This is a genomic window from Pseudomonas sp. RGB, assembly GCF_007713445.1.
In the GTDB taxonomy this organism is placed as follows: Bacteria; Pseudomonadota; Gammaproteobacteria; order Pseudomonadales; family Pseudomonadaceae; genus Aquipseudomonas.
Window position 1 is genome coordinate 53,472 of the sequence record NZ_VMSH01000010.1, and the last position, 18,082, is coordinate 71,553.

Consider the following 18,082-nt stretch of genomic DNA (forward strand, 5'->3'; position numbering starts at 1 on the left):
TTTGGCGCTTATTAAAAACCACAGCTCTTGCTTCGGAGCGTTTTACCCAAAAACAAAATGCCAGTCAGCATAACTGACTGGCATTGGCTAAAACCCTTCCCGCGCTAGTACGAATCTAGCGCTGCACTCTAGTCAGTGCAGGGCGCCCTATTACTCCCACTCAATCGTCGCCGGCGGCTTGCTCGACACGTCATACGTCACGCGCGAAATACCTTCGATCTCATTGATGATACGGCCGCTGACAGTCTCCAGCAGCTCGTACGGCAGGTGTGCCCAACGGGCGGTCATGAAGTCGATGGTTTCCACCGCACGCAGTGCAACAACCCACGCATAACGACGGCCATCGCCCACAACGCCCACCGATTTCACCGGCTGGAACACCACGAACGCCTGGCTGACCTTGTGGTACCAGTCGGCCTTGCGCAGTTCTTCGATGAAGATGTGGTCGGCGCGACGCAGCAGGTCGGCGTATTCCTTCTTCACTTCACCAAGAATCCGCACGCCCAGGCCCGGGCCTGGGAATGGGTGGCGGTAGACCATGTCGTACGGCAGGCCGAGTTCCAGGCCCAGACGGCGGACTTCGTCTTTGAACAGCTCGCGCAGCGGTTCTACCAGCTTGAGGTTCATTTCCTCAGGCAGGCCACCCACGTTGTGGTGGGACTTGATCACGTGGGCCTTGCCACTCTTGGCGCCGGCCGACTCGATCACGTCAGGGTAGATGGTGCCCTGGGCGAGGTACTTGATATTGTCCAGTTTGTTGGACTGGGCATCGAATACGTCGATGAAGGTGCGGCCGATGATCTTGCGCTTCTTCTCTGGATCGGACTCGCCGGCCAGGTTGTTCAGGAACTGGTCTTCCGCGTTGGCGCGGATCACCTTGACGCCCATGTTCTCGGCGAACATGGCCATCACTTGCTCGCCTTCGTGCAGGCGCAGCAGGCCGTTGTCGACGAACACGCAGGTCAGCTGGTCGCCGATGGCTTTGTGCAACAGGGCAGCAACTACCGAGGAGTCAACGCCGCCGGACAGGCCGAGCAGCACGTTGTCGGTGCCGACCTGGGCGCGCACTTGGGCGATGGCGTCTTCAGCGATCTTCGACGGGGTCCACAGGGCTTCACACTCGCAGATGTCGAGGATGAAGCGCGACAGGATGCGACCGCCTTGCTTGGTGTGGGTCACTTCCGGGTGGAACTGCACGCCGTAGTAGCCGCGCTCGTCGTTGAACATGCCGGCGATCGGGCAGCTCGGGGTGCTGGCCAGGATGTGGAAGTCTTCCGGCATCTTGGTGACCTTGTCACCGTGGCTCATCCACACGTCGAGGCCGAACAGGCCGTCGGCGTCGATGTGGTCTTCGATGCCGTCCAGCAGGCGGCTCTTGCCGACCACATCAACACGGGCGTAACCGAATTCACGCAGCTCGGAACCTTCAACCTTGCCGCCCAGTTGCTCGGCCATGGTCTGCATGCCGTAGCAGATACCGAAGACGGGCACGCCCAGGTCGAATACGGCTTGCGGGCAGCGCGGGCTGTTGGCTTCGTGCACGGACTCGGGGCCACCGGCGAGGATGACGCCTTTAGGGGCGAATTCGCGAATCGCTTCGTCATCCATGTCGAACGGGTGCAGTTCGCAGTACACACCGATTTCGCGCACGCGGCGGGCGATCAGCTGGGTGTACTGGGAACCGAAGTCGAGGATCAGAATGCGGTGGGCGTGAATGTCGAGGGCCATGAGGATCAGTCTCGTCTATGTAATTCAGAAACAACTCGGGGCTGAATAAAACAGCCCCGGTTACTTAACATTTTGCTGGAAGCCTCAACCTACGCGGTAGTTTGGCGCTTCCTTGGTGATCTGCACGTCGTGGACATGGGATTCAGCCATGCCGGCGCCGGTGATCCGTACAAATTCAGGCTTGGTGCGCATTTCTTCGATGTCGGCGCTGCCGGTGTAGCCCATCGAGGAACGCAGGCCGCCCATCAGTTGATGGATGATCGCGCTCAGGGTGCCTTTGTACGGCACACGGCCTTCGATGCCTTCCGGTACGAGCTTCTCGGCGCCTGCCGAGGAGTCCTGGAAGTAACGATCGGAAGAGCCTTGCGCCTGGGACATGGCGCCCAGCGAACCCATGCCGCGGTAAGCCTTGTACGAACGACCCTGGAACAGTTCGATCTCGCCCGGCGCTTCTTCAGTGCCGGCAAACATCGAGCCCATCATCACGCAGGAAGCACCGGCGACGATGGCCTTGGACAGGTCACCGGAGAAACGGATGCCGCCGTCGGCGATCAACGGCACGCCGGTGCCTTCAAGGGCAGCGGCGACGTTGGCGATGGCGCTGATTTGTGGCACGCCCACACCGGCGACGATACGCGTGGTGCAGATCGAGCCTGGGCCGATGCCGACCTTGACGGCATCGGCGCCCGCTTCGGCCAGGGCCTTGGCGGCAGCGCCGGTGGCAATGTTGCCGCCGATCACTTGCACGTCAGGGAAATTCTGTTTGACCCAGCGCACGCGGTCGATCACGCCTTTGGAGTGACCGTGGGCGGTGTCGACCACCACCACGTCAACGCCGGCAGCGACCAGGGCCGAAACGCGATCACCGGTGTCTTTACCGGTGCCGACCGCAGCGCCAACGCGCAGACGACCTTGGTCATCCTTGCTGGCCAGCGGGTAAGCCTTGGCTTTTTCGATGTCGTTGACGGTCATCATGCCTTTGAGGGCGAATTTGTCGTCGACGATCAGCACGCGCTCGATGCGGTGCTTGTGCAGCAGCTCGCGCACATCGTTCTTGTCGGCGCCTTCCTTGACAGTCACGAGGCGCTCTTTAGGCGTCATCACTTCGCGGACGGTGACTTCAAGACGGTTCTCGAAACGCACGTCGCGGGAGGTGACGATGCCGACCAGGTCGCCATCGTGCAGCACCGGAACGCCGGAGATGTTGTGCAGGCGGGTCAGGTCGAACAGGTCACGCACGGTGGCGTCGGCTTCGATGGTGATTGGATCTTTCACCACACCGGCTTCGTAACGCTTGACCTTGCGCACTTCAGCAGCTTGCTGCTCGATGGTCATGTTCTTGTGGATGATGCCGATGCCGCCTTCCTGAGCCATGGCGATTGCCAAACGGGCTTCGGTGACGGTGTCCATGGCAGCAGAAACCAGGGGAATATTCAGCTCGATGCCACGGGTTAGGCGGGTCTTGAGACTGACTTCGTTAGGAAGTACCTCGGAATAACCGGGCACTAGGAGAATGTCGTCGAATGTCAGAGCTTCTTGGCTGATACGCAGCATCGCGGGGGCTCCCGAGCGGGAAAATGGAAGCGCGCCATTATATACATGCACCCTGTCAGGCTCAATGTAAAACTCTGACAAACTTGGTAATACTGATAGAAGGGTTAAAGCTCGACTTTGACCCAACTCATCTTCTGGTCCAACCAATCGGCAAATTCGTCGATAAAGCTCTGCTTGAAGCCCGCCTCTGCCCAGTTGTTGAAAATGAACCCCAGGTTGGAAAACCCGCATTCCTGCAGGAACAGAAACCCGTTGATGTCATCTTCATGCCCACACAGCGGGCAAGTGAAGTTGTCGGTGTGGCCGGGCATCCAGTCTTCCAGGCTTTCGAACAGTGCCTCGCCGACTTCCTTGAGGCATTCAGGGCAGCCGGCTTCTTCGAGAAAGCCCTTGGCCGGCGTATAGATGCAGCGTTTGTAGATAATCTCGAGGCCATTGATCGGCTCGTTGAACGGCAGCGCCTCCGGGTGCAGCACCACGGCACGGGCGCCGTCGGCTAGGGCGTAGCCCATGCGATTGCCGGTGCGCCCGCAGGTGGTCAGCTCTTCCTTGATGATGTTCTTGCGCACCAGCCAGCGCACGATTGCCCGCGCGCGGGGCTCGTGGACGGGCAAGGTGGAAATTTTCGGGACAAGGATGCTTTGGGAGTTCATGAGAGTCCTGCGGTGTGGCTTCTGGCCCCATCGCGGGCAAGCCCGCGATTAAGACCCCAGAGCCCGGCAGCTTAATCCCTGATACCCACAGGTCAAGTACTCAAGTAACGGGCAATCAACGCAAGGCCGCTCGCCAGCACCAGCCACGTCACCAACCGCACAAAGGCTTCACGCGACATACGCATCGTCAGCCTGCGCCCCACCCACAGCCCCAAGGCCATCGCCGGCAACAGGCACAGCGCCAACAGCAACAGCGGCCAGTCCGCGTACACCCCGGCAATCAGGAACAGGCTCAAGCGCACCACGGTGCTGCAACTGATCAACGCACTTTGCGTGGCCCGCGCCGCGTCCTTGGGCAAACGACTGTTCAGATAGATCGCATATAAAAAGCCGCCACTGCCAAACAACGCACCAAACAACCCGCCGACCGTGCCCATGGGAATCGACCAGCCCGCCGCCAGCTGCGTCGGCCGCGCCTTTACCGCCAGGCTGTAAATCGCATAGGCGCTGATAAACAGCCCCATCAACAGCAGCAACAGGTCCGAATGCAGATTGAGCAAAAACACCACCCCAAGCGTGCAACCGATGGCCATGCACGGCAGCAATCGCAACAGCTCCGGCTTGTTCACCTCCCGCCGCGATTGCAGCAGGTTGCCAAAGGCCGCGACAAAATCCAGCAACACCAGCAGCGGGATAAGTTTCGACAACGGCATAAACACAATCAGGATCGGCCCCGCGACCAGCGCCGTACCAAAGCCTGCGATACCAAACACGACGTAGGCCATGACAATGCCGAGGCCGATCACCAGCCAATCAACGCCACTGAATGACCACTGACTCATCAGCTCAACCGGGCTCATGGGCACTTCCTTGAAAGAGATGACGGTCACTTTAGCCATCGACGAGTGTTGCGACTAATATCTTCAAAGCCCTCCACTCATCTCGAAAAGGCATGACGCGTGATTTCCACTCGCCAACTGCGCTACTTCGTCGAAATCGCCGACAGCGGCAGCTTCAGCGCCGCCGCCGAACGCCTGTTTGTGGCGCAGTCGGCCCTGAGCCGACAGATCAAGGAGCTGGAAACCCAGCTGCAAACGCCACTGTTCGAACGCACCGCGCGCCAACCCCGGCTGACAGCGGCCGGCGAAGCCTTTTACCCACGGGCGCGCAACCTGCTGAGCGAGTTGCTCAAGGCCAGCGAAATGGCCACCCAGGTGGGCAATGGCCAGCTGGGCACGTTGCGCCTGAGCCATTCGAGCACCGTGCCGATGAGCGGGAACTTGCTGAAAGCCATCAGCACCTGGCTGGAGCGCTGCCCTGGCGTGTCGATGGACATCGTCAAACTGTCCTCGGAAGCGCAACTTGAGGAAATCGCCGAGGGTCGACTTGAAGTCGGGCTGTTGCGCTTGCCGGTGTTGCGCCAACGCGAAGGTGTCCGGGTGATGCCCTTGTACAGCGAACAGCTGGTGCTGGCTGTGCCGCCTGACCACGCGCTGGCCCGCAGCAATGCACCTGTCGAACTGGAACAGCTCAAGGACGAAGTGTTTATCTCGATCCCCCATCCTCAGCGCGGCGGCCTGAGTTATCTGTCAGCCGAACTCTGCATGCGTGCAGGATTTTTCCCCAAGGCTGCACGGGTGATGTCACGCAAAACCACGCAGTTGCAACTGATCCAGGCTGGCTTCGGAATTGCCTTGTTACCAAAATCCATGCAGGACATCGCCCCCGCCAACCTGCACTTTTTGCCCCTGGCTGATCCGGACTGCCTCAGCACCGTGGCCCTGGCCTGCGCGCACACGCCGAGCGCGCTGGTCGAGCAATTCTGCCAAACCTTGCGCGAATGCCTATAAACTGCCGCCCATGATTAAAGATCCTTTTGCCCGTCTGGGCCTGGACCGCGAAGTCCTGACTGTCAGCCAGCTCAACGGCCGCGCGCGGGTGTTGCTCGAAGACGTGTTCACCAATATCTGGGTCGAAGGCGAGATCTCCAACCTCGCCCGCCCGGCGTCCGGCCATGTGTATTTCACCCTCAAGGACAGCGGCGCCCAAGTGCGTTGCGCGTTGTTTCGCAACAACGCCGCACGGGTGCGCCAGGCCTTGAAGGATGGCTTGGCGGTCAAAGTGCGCGGCAAGGTCTCGCTGTTCGAGGGCCGTGGCGACTATCAATTGATCCTCGACACCGTAGAGCCCGCCGGTGATGGCGCGCTGCGCCTGGCCTTTGATGCGTTGAAGGAAAAGCTCAGCGCCGAAGGCCTGTTCAGTGCCGAACGCAAGGTGCCGCTGCCGGCGCACCCTCGGCGCATTGGCATCATCAGTTCGCCCACAGGCGCGGTGATCCGCGACATCATCAGCGTGTTCGGCCGCCGCGCGCCGAACGTTGAATTGACGCTGATCCCCACGGCCGTGCAAGGCCGCGAGGCCGTGTCGCAGATTGTGCGCGCCCTCAAGCTGGCCGACGCACGCGGCTTCGACGCGTTGATCCTCGCTCGCGGCGGCGGCTCTCTGGAAGATCTGTGGTGCTTCAACGAGGAAGCCGTGGCCCGTGCGGTGGACGCGTGCGTGACGCCGATTGTCAGCGCCGTCGGCCATGAAACCGATGTGTCGATCTGCGACTTCGTGGCCGACGTGCGCGCGCCCACGCCCTCCGCCGCCGCCGAATTGCTCGCCCCCGATGCCAGCCATTTGGTGCGCCAGGTCGAAAACCTGCACCGCCGCCTGGTGATGCTGATGCGCAATCGCCTGAGTCACGAGCGCCTGCGCCTGGAAGGCATGGCCCGTCGCCTGCGTCACCCCGGCGAACGTCTGCGCCAACAGGCCCAGCGCCTGGATGACCTGGACATGCGCATGCGCCGCGCCTTCGAGCGCAGCCTCAATACCCGCCGCGAACGCCTGATCCGCCTGGAAACCCGCCTCGCCGGCCAGCACCCCGGCCGTCAGCTGGCCCTGCTGCGCCAGCGCCTGGACAGCCTCGCCGAACGCCTGCCGCGCGCCATGCGCGAAGGCCTCAAGGCGCGTCGCTTGCAACTGCAAAGCCAGGTGCAGACGCTGCAAGTGGTCAGCCCACTGGCGACACTGGGCCGTGGCTACAGCATTTTGCTGGACGAGCGTGGCCAGGCGATCCGCAACGCCGCGCAAACCCACACCGGCCAACGCCTGACCGCGCGCCTCGGTGAAGGCCAATTGCAGGTGCGGGTGGAAGATAACCACCTGACGCCCGTCACCCTTTCGTTATTGGATTGATTGATGCCCCGTCTATTTAGCCTGCTGATGCTGTTGTGCCTCACCTTCAATGCCCATGCCGACAGCTACATCACTCGGCTGCTGAACAAGCCGGTGCCGGGTGGCGTCGCAGTGGTCGATCTGGGTACGTCGGCAACCGCGCCGAAAGCCACCTACCAGAACAGGCCGGTGTTAGTGGTCAAGGAACAGAACACCTGGCTGGCGATTGTCGGGATTCCTCTGACGGTTAAACCCGGCACCCAACGCCTCACCAGCGGTGGGCAAACCCTGCCGTTCGTGGTGGGCTTCAAGAAATACCCCGAGCAGCACATCACCCTGAAAAACAAAAGCCAGGTCAATCCGGACCCGGCACAGCTCAAGCGCATCGAGGGCGAACTGGCGGTCCAGCTCAAGGCTTACCGCAGTTTCAGTCCAAACACGCCCAGCAACCTGCTACTGGATAAACCCGTGAACGGGCCGCTGTCGAGCAAGTTTGGCGTACGCCGGTTCTTTAACGGCGAGGAGCGCAACCCGCATTCGGGCCTCGACTTCGCCGTCGGTGCCGGCACGCCGATCAAGACCCCGGCGGCCGGTAAAGTCATCCTTACCGGCAATTACTTCTTCAACGGCAACACCGTCTTTGTCGACCATGGCCAGGGCTTTATCAGCATGTTCTGCCATATGTCGAAGATCGATGTGAAGGTGGGCGACCAACTGGCGCGCGGCGCGGTGGTGGGCAAGGTCGGCTCGACGGGCCGCGCGACCGGGCCGCACATGCATTGGAACATCAGCCTCAACGATGCACGGGTCGACCCGGCGATCTTCATCGGCGCGTTCCAGCCCTGAATGAAGCGATTGCGCGCCCGATCAAGGGCGCGCAATTAAAAAGAGCCTGCAACCAATTCCACGCCATAAGATCTCGTTTCCCACGCCAATAGCAGAACTTATCTCAATTTTTCTCGACAGCTTGCCATCTTTTACCCCGGCGGTTAGGGTTGAGCTTATGAAAACCTCTCACACCCTCATTCAGCTCCGCCAGCACCGCAGCCTGTGCCTCGTCAGCGCACGACTGCCAGGCTGAATCGATCTGCCTCGTCTTCTTGCTTTATCCCTAAAAACAGTTCTACGGCAGGCCGCCTTTTCTCGGCCCCTACAACAAAGGATTTCCCGATGAGCATGCTCAAAGACCCGTCTTCGAAGTACCGTGCGTTCCCGACCATCGATATCCCGGACCGCACCTGGCCGTCGAAAACCATCACCGAAGCGCCGATCTGGTGCAGTTCCGACTTGCGTGATGGCAACCAGTCGCTGATCGAACCGATGGACGCCGCGAAAAAACTGCGTTTCTGGAAGACCCTGGTTGCAGTGGGCGTGAAGGAAATCGAAGCCTCGTTCCCGGCGGCCTCGCAAACCGACTTTGACTTCGTGCGCACCCTGATCGAAGACAACCATATCCCCGAGGACACCACCATCCAGGTGCTGACCCAGGGCCGTGAAGACTTGATCGCACGCACCTTCGAATCCCTGCGCGGCGCCAAAAAGGCCATCGTGCACTTGTACAACGCCACTTCGCCGTCCTTCCGCCGCATCGTGTTCAACCAGGACAAGGACGGCATCAAGGCCATCGCGGTCAACGCCGCCAAGCTGTTCGTCAAATACGCAGCCCAGCAGCCGGAAACCCAGTGGACCTTCGAATATTCCCCGGAGACCTTCAGCGCCACTGAGCTGGAGTTCGCCAAGGAAGTGTGCGACGCGGTGATCGAGGTGTGGAACCCGACGCCTGAGCACAAGATGATCCTCAACCTGCCCGCCACCGTTGAGTGCGCAACGCCGAACATCTATGCCGACCAGATCGAGTGGTTCGGTCGTCATATCAACCGCCGCGACAGCGTGATCATCAGCCTGCACACCCACAACGACCGTGGCACCGGCGTAGCCGCCACCGAGCTGGGCCTGATGGCTGGCGCCGACCGTGTCGAAGGCTGCCTGTTCGGCAACGGCGAGCGCACCGGTAACGTCGACCTCGTCACCGTAGCCCTGAACATGTACACCCAGGGTCTCGACCCACAACTGGACTTCTCCGACATCGACGGCGTGCGCAAAGTCGTCGAGGAATGCAACCAGATCCAGGTGCACCCACGCCACCCGTACGTCGGCGACCTGGTGCACACCGCGTTCTCCGGCTCCCACCAGGACGCGATCCGCAAGGGCTTCACCCAGCAGAAGGCCGACGCGCTGTGGGAAGTGCCGTACTTGCCGATCGACCCTGCCGACATTGGCCGCAGCTACGAAGCGGTGATTCGTGTGAACAGCCAGTCGGGCAAAGGCGGCATCGCCTACCTGCTGGAGCAGGAATACGACATCAGCTTGCCGCGCCGCATGCAGATCGAATTCAGCCAGGTGGTCCAGGCTGAAACCGACCGCGTGGGTCTTGAGATGACCGCGCCACAGATCTACGCCTTGCTGCAGCGTGAATACCTGCAAGCCAACACGCCGTATGCGCTGGTCAGCCATCGTCTGCAGGAAGAAAACGGCAACAGCTTTGTCGAAGTGGAAGTCTCGGGCAAAGGCCAGGGCGAAACCAACCTGCACTGGAAAGGCAAAGGCAACGGCGCCCTGGAAGCGCTGGTGGCTGGCTTGCCGATTGGTGTGGAGATCATGGACTACAACGAACATGCCATCGGCGCAGGCACCAACGCCAAGGCGGCGGCCTACATTGAGCTGCGTGTGAATGGCGAGCGTCCGGTGCATGGCGTGGGCATTGATGAAAACATCACCACGGCCAGCTTCAAGGCGCTGTTCAGTGCGCTGAACCGCTCGTTGAGCCAGCAGGAAGCGAAAGCGGCGTAAGCCGCGTCGTAGGAATGCAAAAGGCCCCTGGGTGAGTACTCAGGGGCCTTTTTACTTTAGATCTGTGGTGATGCTGATGGCCTCTTCGCGGGCAAGCCCGCTCCTACAGGGGGAATGCACTCCAAATGTGGGAGCGGGCTTGCTCGCGAAAGCGGTCTTTCAGACAAACTCAAACCTATCTGCGTCAAGGTTCGCCGGAAATTTTTCGCGATACGCCGCCAGCTCCGCCGCCTCCAGGCACACCTGAAACACGCCATCCGCCTCCCCTGCACTCAGCAAGGTCTCGCCCTGAAAATCCAGCACCTGACTGTCTCCGGTGTAGGCAAAGCCCTTCCCATCCGTTCCCACTCGATTCACCGCCGCCACGTAGCACAGGTTTTCGATCGCGCGCGCTGGCAGCAAACGGTTCCAGTGCAGGCGCCGTGCACCCGGCCAATTGGCGGTGTACAGCAGCAAGTCTGTGTCCTGAGCATCACGGCTCCACACCGGGAAGCGCAAGTCATAGCAAATCAACGGCCGAATACGCCAACCCTTCAATTCGAACTGCACCTGGCGCTCGCCTGGCGTGTAGTGGTCGTGCTCGCCCGCCATCCGGAACAAGTGGCGCTTGTCGTAGTGCAACACCTCGCCGTCCGGCCGCGCCCACAGCAGGCGGTTGCGATGGCTGCCATCGGCGGCCTGGATAATCACACTGCCAGTGATCACGGCGTTGTACTTCGCCGCCTGGGCCTGGAGCCAATGATGGGTCGGGCCGTTTTCCCGTTCAGCCAGGGTTTCCGACTCCATTGAAAACCCGGTGGTAAACATTTCCGGCAGCACAATCAGATCGGCCCCTTTGGCCTGCTCCAGCAACAGCTCGAAATGTTCCAGGTTGGCCTGACGGTCATGCCACACCAGGCTGGTCTGCACCAGGGCGATGTTCAGGTTGGGTAATGCACTCAGATCACGCATAGTTTTTCGGCTGCTTGTTGCAGCGTCTCCTCGCGTTTGGCAAAGCACAGGCGCACCAGGCGCTGGCCTTGGGGTGGGTTCTGGTAGAACACCGAGACCGGAATCGTCGCCACGCCGTGCTCGCGGGTCATCCATAGCGACATGGCGACGTCATCCAGGTCCGGGCGAATCTGTGAGTAATCCACCAATTGGAAGTAAGTACCGGTCACCCGGGTGAAGCTGAAGCGCGATGGCGCCAGCAAGTCGCAGAACAGGTCGCGCTTGGCCTGGTAGAAAGCCGGCAATTCTTCGACATGTTCCGGGTGTTCGGCCATGAAGTCCGCCAAAGCGTACTGCAAAGGGGTCACGCCGCAGAAGTTGACATATTGATGCACCTTGCGCAGTTCAGCGGTCAGCGCCGGTGGCGCGACCACGTAGCCGGTTTTCCAGCCGGTGACGTGGTAAGTCTTGCCGAAGGAGCTGACCACGAACGCACGCTGATACAGTTCTTCATGGGCCAACACGCTGACATGGGGCACGCCATCGAACACCAAGTGTTCATAGACCTCATCGCTGACCAGATAGATATCGCGGTCGCGGACCAATTCGGCCAACTGGTCGAGCTCGGCGCGGCTGATCAGTGCGCCGGTCGGGTTGTGCGGGGTGTTGAGGATGATCATGCGTGTGCGCGGCGACAGCGCGGCCTTGATCTTTTCAAAGTCCAGGGAGAAGCCCTGCAGGCTCAGCTGCACATGCACGCAGCGCCCGCCAGCCAGCTCGACCGAGGGCTCGTAGCTGTCATAGCAGGGGTCGAACACGATGACTTCATCGCCGTTGCGGATGACCGCCTGAATCGCACAGAAAATCGCGGCAGTGGCACCGGGAGTAATGGTCACTTCACTGTCGGGGTTAACCGTAGCGCCATAGCTGCGGGCGATCTTGGCCGCCACTTGCTGGCGCAGGGCCGGCAGGCCGGTCATCGGTGAATACTGGTTATGCCCGCTGGCAACGTGCCGGCCCACCGCATCGAGCAACGCCTTGGGGCCATTGAAATCGGGAAAGCCCTGGGACAGGTTGAGCGCGCCGGTCTCGGCAGCGAGTTGCGACATGGTGGTGAAAATGGTCGTACCGACATTCGGCAGCTTGCTGGTGATCATGGGAGCCCCCCCTTCGGGTGAGCTGCAAGTTTTAAGCTGCAAGCTGCAAGCAGGTCAAGCCAGCAATCCACCAGGCACAAAAAAGGGCTCAAAAAGAGCCCTGTCTTGCAGCGTGTAGCGGACAACGTGAAGCGGCGCTTATTTCTTGTCGCGGCGCTTCTTGTCGGCCTTCTTGTGGTGAGTCATCAAACGACGCTTCTTGTTCACCTGACGGTCAGTCAGTGTGTTCTTGTTGCCTTCGTATGGGTTCTCGCCACCTTTGAACTCGATACGGATCGGCGTACCGACCAGTTTCAAGACACGGCGGTAGGTGTTTTCCAGGTAACGCACATAGGACTTAGGCACCTTCTCGATCTGGTTACCGTGGATCACGATAATCGGCGGGTTGGCACCACCCAAGTGGGCGTAACGCAGTTTGATCCGGCGGTTGTTGACCATCGGCGGCGCGTGCTCGCCAACCGCGTCTTCCAGGATCTGGGTCAGACGGTTGGTCGGCCAGCGGGTGACCGCGGACTTGAACGAGTTCTGTACGGAAGCGTAGAGGTTACCCACGCCAGTGCCGTGCAGTGCCGAGATGAAGTGGATATCGGCGAATTCAACAAAGAACAGGCGACGCTGCAGCTCGATCTTGACGAAATCGCGCTCGCTCGGCGTCATGCCGTCCCACTTGTTGATCGCGATCACCAGGGCGCGACCGGCTTCCAGGGCAAAGCCCAGCAAGTTGAGGTCGTGGTCCACCACGCCTTCGCGGGCGTCCATCACGAAGATCACCACGTTGGCGTCTTTGATCGCCTGCAGGGTTTTGACCACCGAGAACTTTTCAACTTCCTCGTGGATCTTGCCGCGCTTGCGCACACCGGCGGTGTCGATCAGCGTGTACTTCTCGTCGTTACGCTCGAACGGGATGTAGATACTGTCGCGGGTGGTGCCGGGCTGGTCATAAACGATTACCCGGTCTTCACCGAGCATGCGGTTAACCAGGGTCGACTTGCCAACGTTCGGGCGGCCGATGATGGCGATCTTGATACCGTCTTTTTCGCTCGGGCCAGGAATGCGCTTGGCTTCCTCACCTTCGGCGACGATCTCTTCCTCGCCCTCTTCTTCCTCGGCGTCATCCTTAGGGAAGTCGCGCAGGGCGATTTCCAGCATCTGGGTGATACCGCGACCGTGAGCACCGGCGACCGGGATCGCGTCGCCCAGGCCCATCGGGCTGAACTCGGCGCGGGCCGCCTCAGGATCGATGTTATCGATCTTGTTGGCGATCAAATAGGAACGCTTGTTGCGCTTGCGAAGGTGCTCGCCAATCATCTGGTCGGCAGCGGTGTAGCCCGCGCGGGCATCCACCAGGAACAACACGACATCGGCTTCTTCGATAGCGAGCAGCGACTGCTCGGCCATCTTTTCGTCCATGCCATGCTCGTCACCGGAGATACCACCGGTGTCGACAATAATGTAGGAGCGCCCTTGCCACTTTGCCTCACCGTATTGGCGATCACGGGTCAGACCGGACAAGTCGCCGACGATGGCGTCGCGAGTCCTGGTCAGGCGGTTGAACAAGGTGGACTTGCCGACGTTAGGTCGGCCCACCAGGGCGATTACGGGAACCATGCGGCTCTCCACTTCGTTATTTCAGAAAATACAAAAGCCGCTGCAAGGCAGCGGCTGGTGCTCGGGGCAGCATATTCAAATGCCGCATGCCCCGCCGAAGCGGGGCCGCCTGGGTTTTACCCCAAGCATAGTTCTTACTTGATGGTCAGGGCTTCCAGCTTGCCGCTGTTGCCATACACGTAAAGCATGTTACCCACGACCAGCGGACGGGCACGCAGGCCGTCGCTGTCGATACGCTCGCGGCCGACAAAACGACCGTCCACCTGACTCAGCAGATGCAGGTAACCTTCGAAGTCACCTACCGCTACGTAGCTGGAGAACACTTCCGGGGCCGACAGTTGACGGCGGGCCAGAGAGTCGTTGCTCCACAGTGCAGTGGTGGAACGCTCGTCGACACTTTCAACGGTGCCGGACGCCAGGCTTACATAGACGCTGCCAAACCCTTGGGCGACACCGGCATAGCTGGAAGCATCACGCTGCCAGTTGATGCGGCCGCTTTGCAGGTCCAGCGCAGCAACGCGGCCCTGGTAGGTAGCCACATAGATGGTTTCACCCGACAGCAGCAAGCCGCCGTCGATGTCCACCACGCGATCCAGTTCGGAACGACCTTGAGGGATTGCCACGCGGGTTTCCCAGGCCGGTACGCCGTTCTGGGTATCCAGGGCGACCACTTTACCGGTCGACAGGCCTGCAACGGCCAGGTTGTTGGTCACAATCGGACCACTGGTACCGCGCAGGGTCAACACCGCAGGGGTGCTGTCGTACAGCCAACGCTGGTTGCCGGTGGCGGCGTCCAGGCCGATCACACGGTCATCCTGGGTCTGTACTACCACGACATCGCCGTTGGTGGCAGGCGCTGCGAGCACTTCACTGGTCACGCGAGCGCGCCATTTCTCTTCGCCCGTCGCCGAGTCCAGAGCAACCACGTCGCCTTTGAGCGTACCGACCAGCACCATGCCGTAGCCGACACCCACGCCACCGGAAACCGGCAGCTCGAGGTCTTTCTTCCACTTCACGTCGCCATTCATGCGATCCATGGCCATGATCACGCCAGTGGAGTCAGTGGCCACAATGTTTTCGCCGTCGATTGCCGGCTGCAGCAGGTTGTACAGGTCGCCCTGGCCATCACCGACGGAGCGGCTCCACTGCTTTTGCAGGACCACTTCTTCCTTGAAGCTGGTCAGCTCGGCCGGAGGCAGTTCTTTTTTACTGTTGCTGCTGCAACCCGCGGCCAGAACGGCCAGAGCCAGCAATGCTGCATGTTTCCAACGGATCACGTCACGCATCCCCTTTGGCCAAGTCGTCCAGCTTGATTTGTAAGCCACCGACTGCCGCTTCATCAGACAGCGCCGCCTTGGCTTTTTGGTACGCAGCATGGGCTTCGTCGGTACGACCCAATTGGACCAACAGGTCGCCCTTGAGCTCTTCACGAGTGGCCACAAATGCCTTGTCAGCATCGCCGTCGAGCAGTTTGAGTGCTTCGTCAGCCTTGTTCTGTGCCGCCAATACCTGTGCCAGGCGCTGACGTGCGATTTCACCCAGGGTCGGGTTAGTCGGCTTGTCGGCGATGGCCTTCAGCTCGGTCGCGGCGTCATCCAGCTTGCCGGTGTCGACCGCGACTTTCGCGACGAACAGGCTGCCGTATTGGGCGTAGGTGCTACCGCCGAATTCGCTTTTGAGCTTGCCGGCCAGGTCTGCAACCTGGGCAGGGTCAGGCTTGCCGTCCGGCGTGAGCGTGGTTTCCAGCAATTGCTGATAGAGGACCGAGGCGCCTTGGGACTGGTTGGCCTGATACTTGTGCCAGGCTTGCCAGCCGAACACCACCACTAAAGCCAGCAGACCGCCGGTAACCAGGGGCTTGCCGTTACGCTGCCACCAGTCCTTGAACTCGGCCATCTGCTCATCATCAGTACTCGACACCCCAATACTCCTTAATCGCTAAATTCGGCTGTTCGACAGCTTCAACCCTGCACGACGCAGGTGGCCAAGTGCGCGGCAAGCGCATCAAAGGCAATGTTCTGTTGCTCGCCCTGGCCACGCAGGGGTTTGAAACCTATCACTTGCTGGGCCAGTTCGTCATCGCCGAGGATCAGTGCATACAGCGCACCGCTCTTGTCGGCCTTCTTGAACTGGCTCTTGAAGCTGCCGGCGCCGGCATTGACCTGCAGGCGCAGGTTCGGCAGTTGGTCGCGTACTTTCTCGCTCAGGGCCAGGGCTGCCAGTTCGGCGGCCTCGCCAAAGGCGCACAGGTACACGTCCACCTGACGGGAAATTTCTTCCGGAACCTGCTCCAGGGTTTCGAGCAGCAGGATCAGCCGCTCGATGCCCATGGCAAAGCCCACGCCCGTGGTCGGCTTGCCGCCCATTTGCTCAACCAGGCCGTCGTAGCGACCACCGGCACACACGGTGCCCTGGGCGCCGAGTTTGTCGGTGACCCACTCGAAGACGGTCTTGCTGTAGTAATCGAGGCCGCGCACCAGTTTCGGGTTGATCACGTAGGGAATACCGGCCGCATCCAGACGAGCCTTGAGGCCCTCGAAATGCGTGCGCGATTCGTCGTCCAGGTAGTCGGCCATTTTCGGCGCATCGACCAGTACCGCCTGGGTGTCGGCGTTCTTAGTATCCAGTACACGCAACGGGTTGGTTTTCAGACGGCGCTGGCTGTCTTCATCCAACTTGTCCAGGTGAGCGGACAGGTACTCGACCAGGGCTTCGCGATAGCGGCCCCGGGATTCGCTGGTGCCCAGGCTGTTGAGTTCAAGTTTGACCGCGTCGCGGATACCCAGTTGGCCCCACAGGCGCCAGGTCAGCACGATGAGCTCGGCGTCGATGTCCGGGCCATCCAGGTTGAAGACTTCGCAGCCGATCTGGTGGAACTGGCGGTAACGACCTTTCTGCGGACGCTCGTGGCGGAACATCGGGCCGATGTACCACAGCTTCTGGGTCTGGCCGCCACCCGTGATGCCATGCTCGAGCACAGCGCGCACGCACGCAGCGGTGCCTTCCGGACGCAGGGTCAGGGAGTCGCCGTTGCGGTCTTCAAAGGTGTACATCTCTTTTTCGACGATGTCGGTCACTTCACCGATGGAGCGCTTGAACAGCTCGGTGAATTCGACGATCGGCATGCGGATCTGCTTGTAACCGTAGTTATCCAGCAGGCGCGCGACCGTGCTCTCGAAGTAGCGCCACAAAGGCGTCTGCTCCGGCAGGATGTCGTTCATGCCACGAATGGCTTGCAGAGACTTGCTCACATCTAATCCTTAAATTCGTTCTTAGCCGCGCGCGATCAGCGCTGCGTCAGCCGCGACCTTCTCGGCCGCTTTCTCGCGGATCAGTCTTTCGAGCTCATCCACCAGATTGTCATTCGTCAACTTCTGCGACGGCTTGCCGTCGATGTAAATCAGGTTCGGCGTACCGCCAGTCAGGCCGATGTGCGCCTCTTTGGCTTCACCCGGGCCGTTAACCACACAGCCAATCACCGCAACATCCAGTGGCACCAGCAAGTCTTCGAGGCGCCCTTCCAGTTCGTTCATGGTTTTCACCACGTCGAAGTTCTGCCGCGAGCAGCTCGGGCAGGCAATGAAGTTGATGCCACGGGAACGCAAATGCAGGGATTTGAGAATGTCGTAACCGACCTTCACTTCCTCTACCGGGTCCGCCGCCAGGGAGATGCGGATAGTATCGCCAATCCCTTCGGCGAGCAGCATACCGAGACCCACCGCAGATTTCACTGTGCCTGAGCGCAAACCGCCCGCTTCAGTGATACCCAGGTGCAGCGGCTGCACGATTTCCTTGGCCAGCAGGCGGTAGGCTTCTACCGCCATGAACACGTCGGAAGCCTTTACGCTGACCTTGAAGTCCTGGAAATTCAGGCGCTCAAGGTGTTCAACGTGGCGCAGCGCCGACTCAACCAGCGCGGCCGGGGTCGGTTCGCCATATTTCTTTTGCAGGTCTTTTTCCAGGGAGCCGGCGTTGACGCCGATGCGGATCGGGATCCCGCGATCACGGGCAGCATCCACCACTGCGCGCACACGGTCTTCGCGACCGATGTTGCCTGGGTTGATGCGCAGGCAATCGACGCCCAACTCGGCAACACGCAAGGCGATTTTGTAATCGAAGTGAATGTCGGCAACCAGCGGCACCTTGACCAGCTGCTTGATGCGGCCGAAGGCTTCGGCAGCATCCATGTCCGGCACGGAAACCCGCACGATGTCTACGCCGGCCGCTTCCAGACGGTTGATCTGGGCGACGGTGGCGGCGACATCATTGGTGTCGCTGTTGGTCATGCTCTGTACCGCGATGGGGGCGTCGCCACCCACCGGCACTGAGCCGACCCAGATCTTGCGCGATACGCGACGTTTGATTGGAGATTCGCCGTGCATG

General features: G+C 60.6%; 15 protein-coding genes. 4 read left to right on the plus strand and 11 right to left on the minus strand.

The features are described from left to right. Window positions 1–150: 150 nt before the first annotated feature. The 4 genes from guaA to FPT15_RS20595 form a co-directional block, all read right to left on the minus strand. On the minus strand, window positions 151–1,728 hold the full coding sequence (gene guaA / locus FPT15_RS20580) for a glutamine-hydrolyzing GMP synthase (RefSeq protein ID WP_145164180.1): 1,578 nt from the start codon (window positions 1,726–1,728) through the stop codon (window positions 151–153). 84 nt (window positions 1,729–1,812) lie between these two features. After that, window positions 1,813–3,282, minus strand: coding sequence for an IMP dehydrogenase (guaB, locus tag FPT15_RS20585; protein ID WP_016977684.1), 1,470 nt, complete (start codon window positions 3,280–3,282; stop codon window positions 1,813–1,815). 104 nt (window positions 3,283–3,386) lie between these two features. After that, window positions 3,387–3,935, minus strand: a complete 549-nt coding sequence (locus FPT15_RS20590; RefSeq protein WP_025859262.1) for a hypothetical protein — start codon at window positions 3,933–3,935, stop codon at window positions 3,387–3,389. 92 nt (window positions 3,936–4,027) lie between these two features. Further along, a complete protein-coding gene (locus FPT15_RS20595; RefSeq protein ID WP_145164182.1) occupies window positions 4,028–4,795 on the minus strand; it encodes a sulfite exporter TauE/SafE family protein in 768 nt (255 codons plus the stop codon). A gap of 99 nt (window positions 4,796–4,894) precedes the next feature. Between FPT15_RS20595 and FPT15_RS20600 the strand changes: the two genes are divergently transcribed. From FPT15_RS20600 to leuA, 4 genes are all read left to right on the plus strand, one after another. Further along, window positions 4,895–5,785 carry a LysR family transcriptional regulator gene (locus tag FPT15_RS20600; protein WP_145164184.1) on the plus strand — a complete coding sequence of 297 codons (891 nt, stop codon included), beginning with the start codon at window positions 4,895–4,897 and terminating at the stop codon, window positions 5,783–5,785. A gap of 10 nt (window positions 5,786–5,795) precedes the next feature. Continuing rightward, complete coding sequence (gene xseA / locus FPT15_RS20605; protein WP_106578280.1) at window positions 5,796–7,175, plus strand: exodeoxyribonuclease VII large subunit; 1,380 nt, start codon at window positions 5,796–5,798, stop codon at window positions 7,173–7,175. A gap of 3 nt (window positions 7,176–7,178) precedes the next feature. Then, a complete protein-coding gene (locus tag FPT15_RS20610) occupies window positions 7,179–8,000 on the plus strand; it encodes a peptidoglycan DD-metalloendopeptidase family protein (RefSeq protein ID WP_145164186.1) in 822 nt (273 codons plus the stop codon). Between the two features lie 324 nt (window positions 8,001–8,324). Next, entirely contained in the window at window positions 8,325–10,004 is a 1,680-nt protein-coding gene (leuA, locus tag FPT15_RS20620) for a 2-isopropylmalate synthase (RefSeq protein WP_083356880.1), read from the plus strand. 159 nt (window positions 10,005–10,163) lie between these two features. Here leuA and FPT15_RS20625 read toward each other — a convergent pair whose 3' ends face one another. From FPT15_RS20625 to ispG, 7 genes are all read right to left on the minus strand, one after another. Further along, window positions 10,164–10,955, minus strand: coding sequence for an amidohydrolase (locus tag FPT15_RS20625; RefSeq protein ID WP_145164189.1), 792 nt, complete (start codon window positions 10,953–10,955; stop codon window positions 10,164–10,166). Then, window positions 10,943–12,091, minus strand: coding sequence for a pyridoxal phosphate-dependent aminotransferase (locus tag FPT15_RS20630; protein ID WP_145164191.1), 1,149 nt, complete (start codon window positions 12,089–12,091; stop codon window positions 10,943–10,945). The genes FPT15_RS20625 and FPT15_RS20630 overlap by 13 nt, the downstream gene beginning before the upstream one ends. Window positions 12,092–12,229: 138 nt before the next feature. Further along, on the minus strand, window positions 12,230–13,699 hold the full coding sequence (der, locus tag FPT15_RS20635) for a ribosome biogenesis GTPase Der (protein ID WP_122489126.1): 1,470 nt from the start codon (window positions 13,697–13,699) through the stop codon (window positions 12,230–12,232). A 134-nt stretch (window positions 13,700–13,833) separates the two neighbouring features. Then, window positions 13,834–14,985: an outer membrane protein assembly factor BamB gene (gene bamB, locus FPT15_RS20640; protein ID WP_145164194.1), complete on the minus strand. Its 1,152-nt coding sequence runs from the start codon at window positions 14,983–14,985 to the stop codon at window positions 13,834–13,836. Next, complete coding sequence (locus FPT15_RS20645) at window positions 14,978–15,595, minus strand: tetratricopeptide repeat protein (RefSeq protein WP_177410102.1); 618 nt, start codon at window positions 15,593–15,595, stop codon at window positions 14,978–14,980. The genes bamB and FPT15_RS20645 overlap by 8 nt, the downstream gene beginning before the upstream one ends. A gap of 65 nt (window positions 15,596–15,660) precedes the next feature. Further along, on the minus strand, window positions 15,661–16,950 hold the full coding sequence (gene hisS / locus FPT15_RS20650; protein WP_106578273.1) for a histidine--tRNA ligase: 1,290 nt from the start codon (window positions 16,948–16,950) through the stop codon (window positions 15,661–15,663). 21 nt (window positions 16,951–16,971) lie between these two features. Next, window positions 16,972–18,081: a flavodoxin-dependent (E)-4-hydroxy-3-methylbut-2-enyl-diphosphate synthase gene (gene ispG / locus FPT15_RS20655; protein WP_025859271.1), complete on the minus strand. Its 1,110-nt coding sequence runs from the start codon at window positions 18,079–18,081 to the stop codon at window positions 16,972–16,974. Window position 18,082 lies beyond the last annotated feature (1 nt).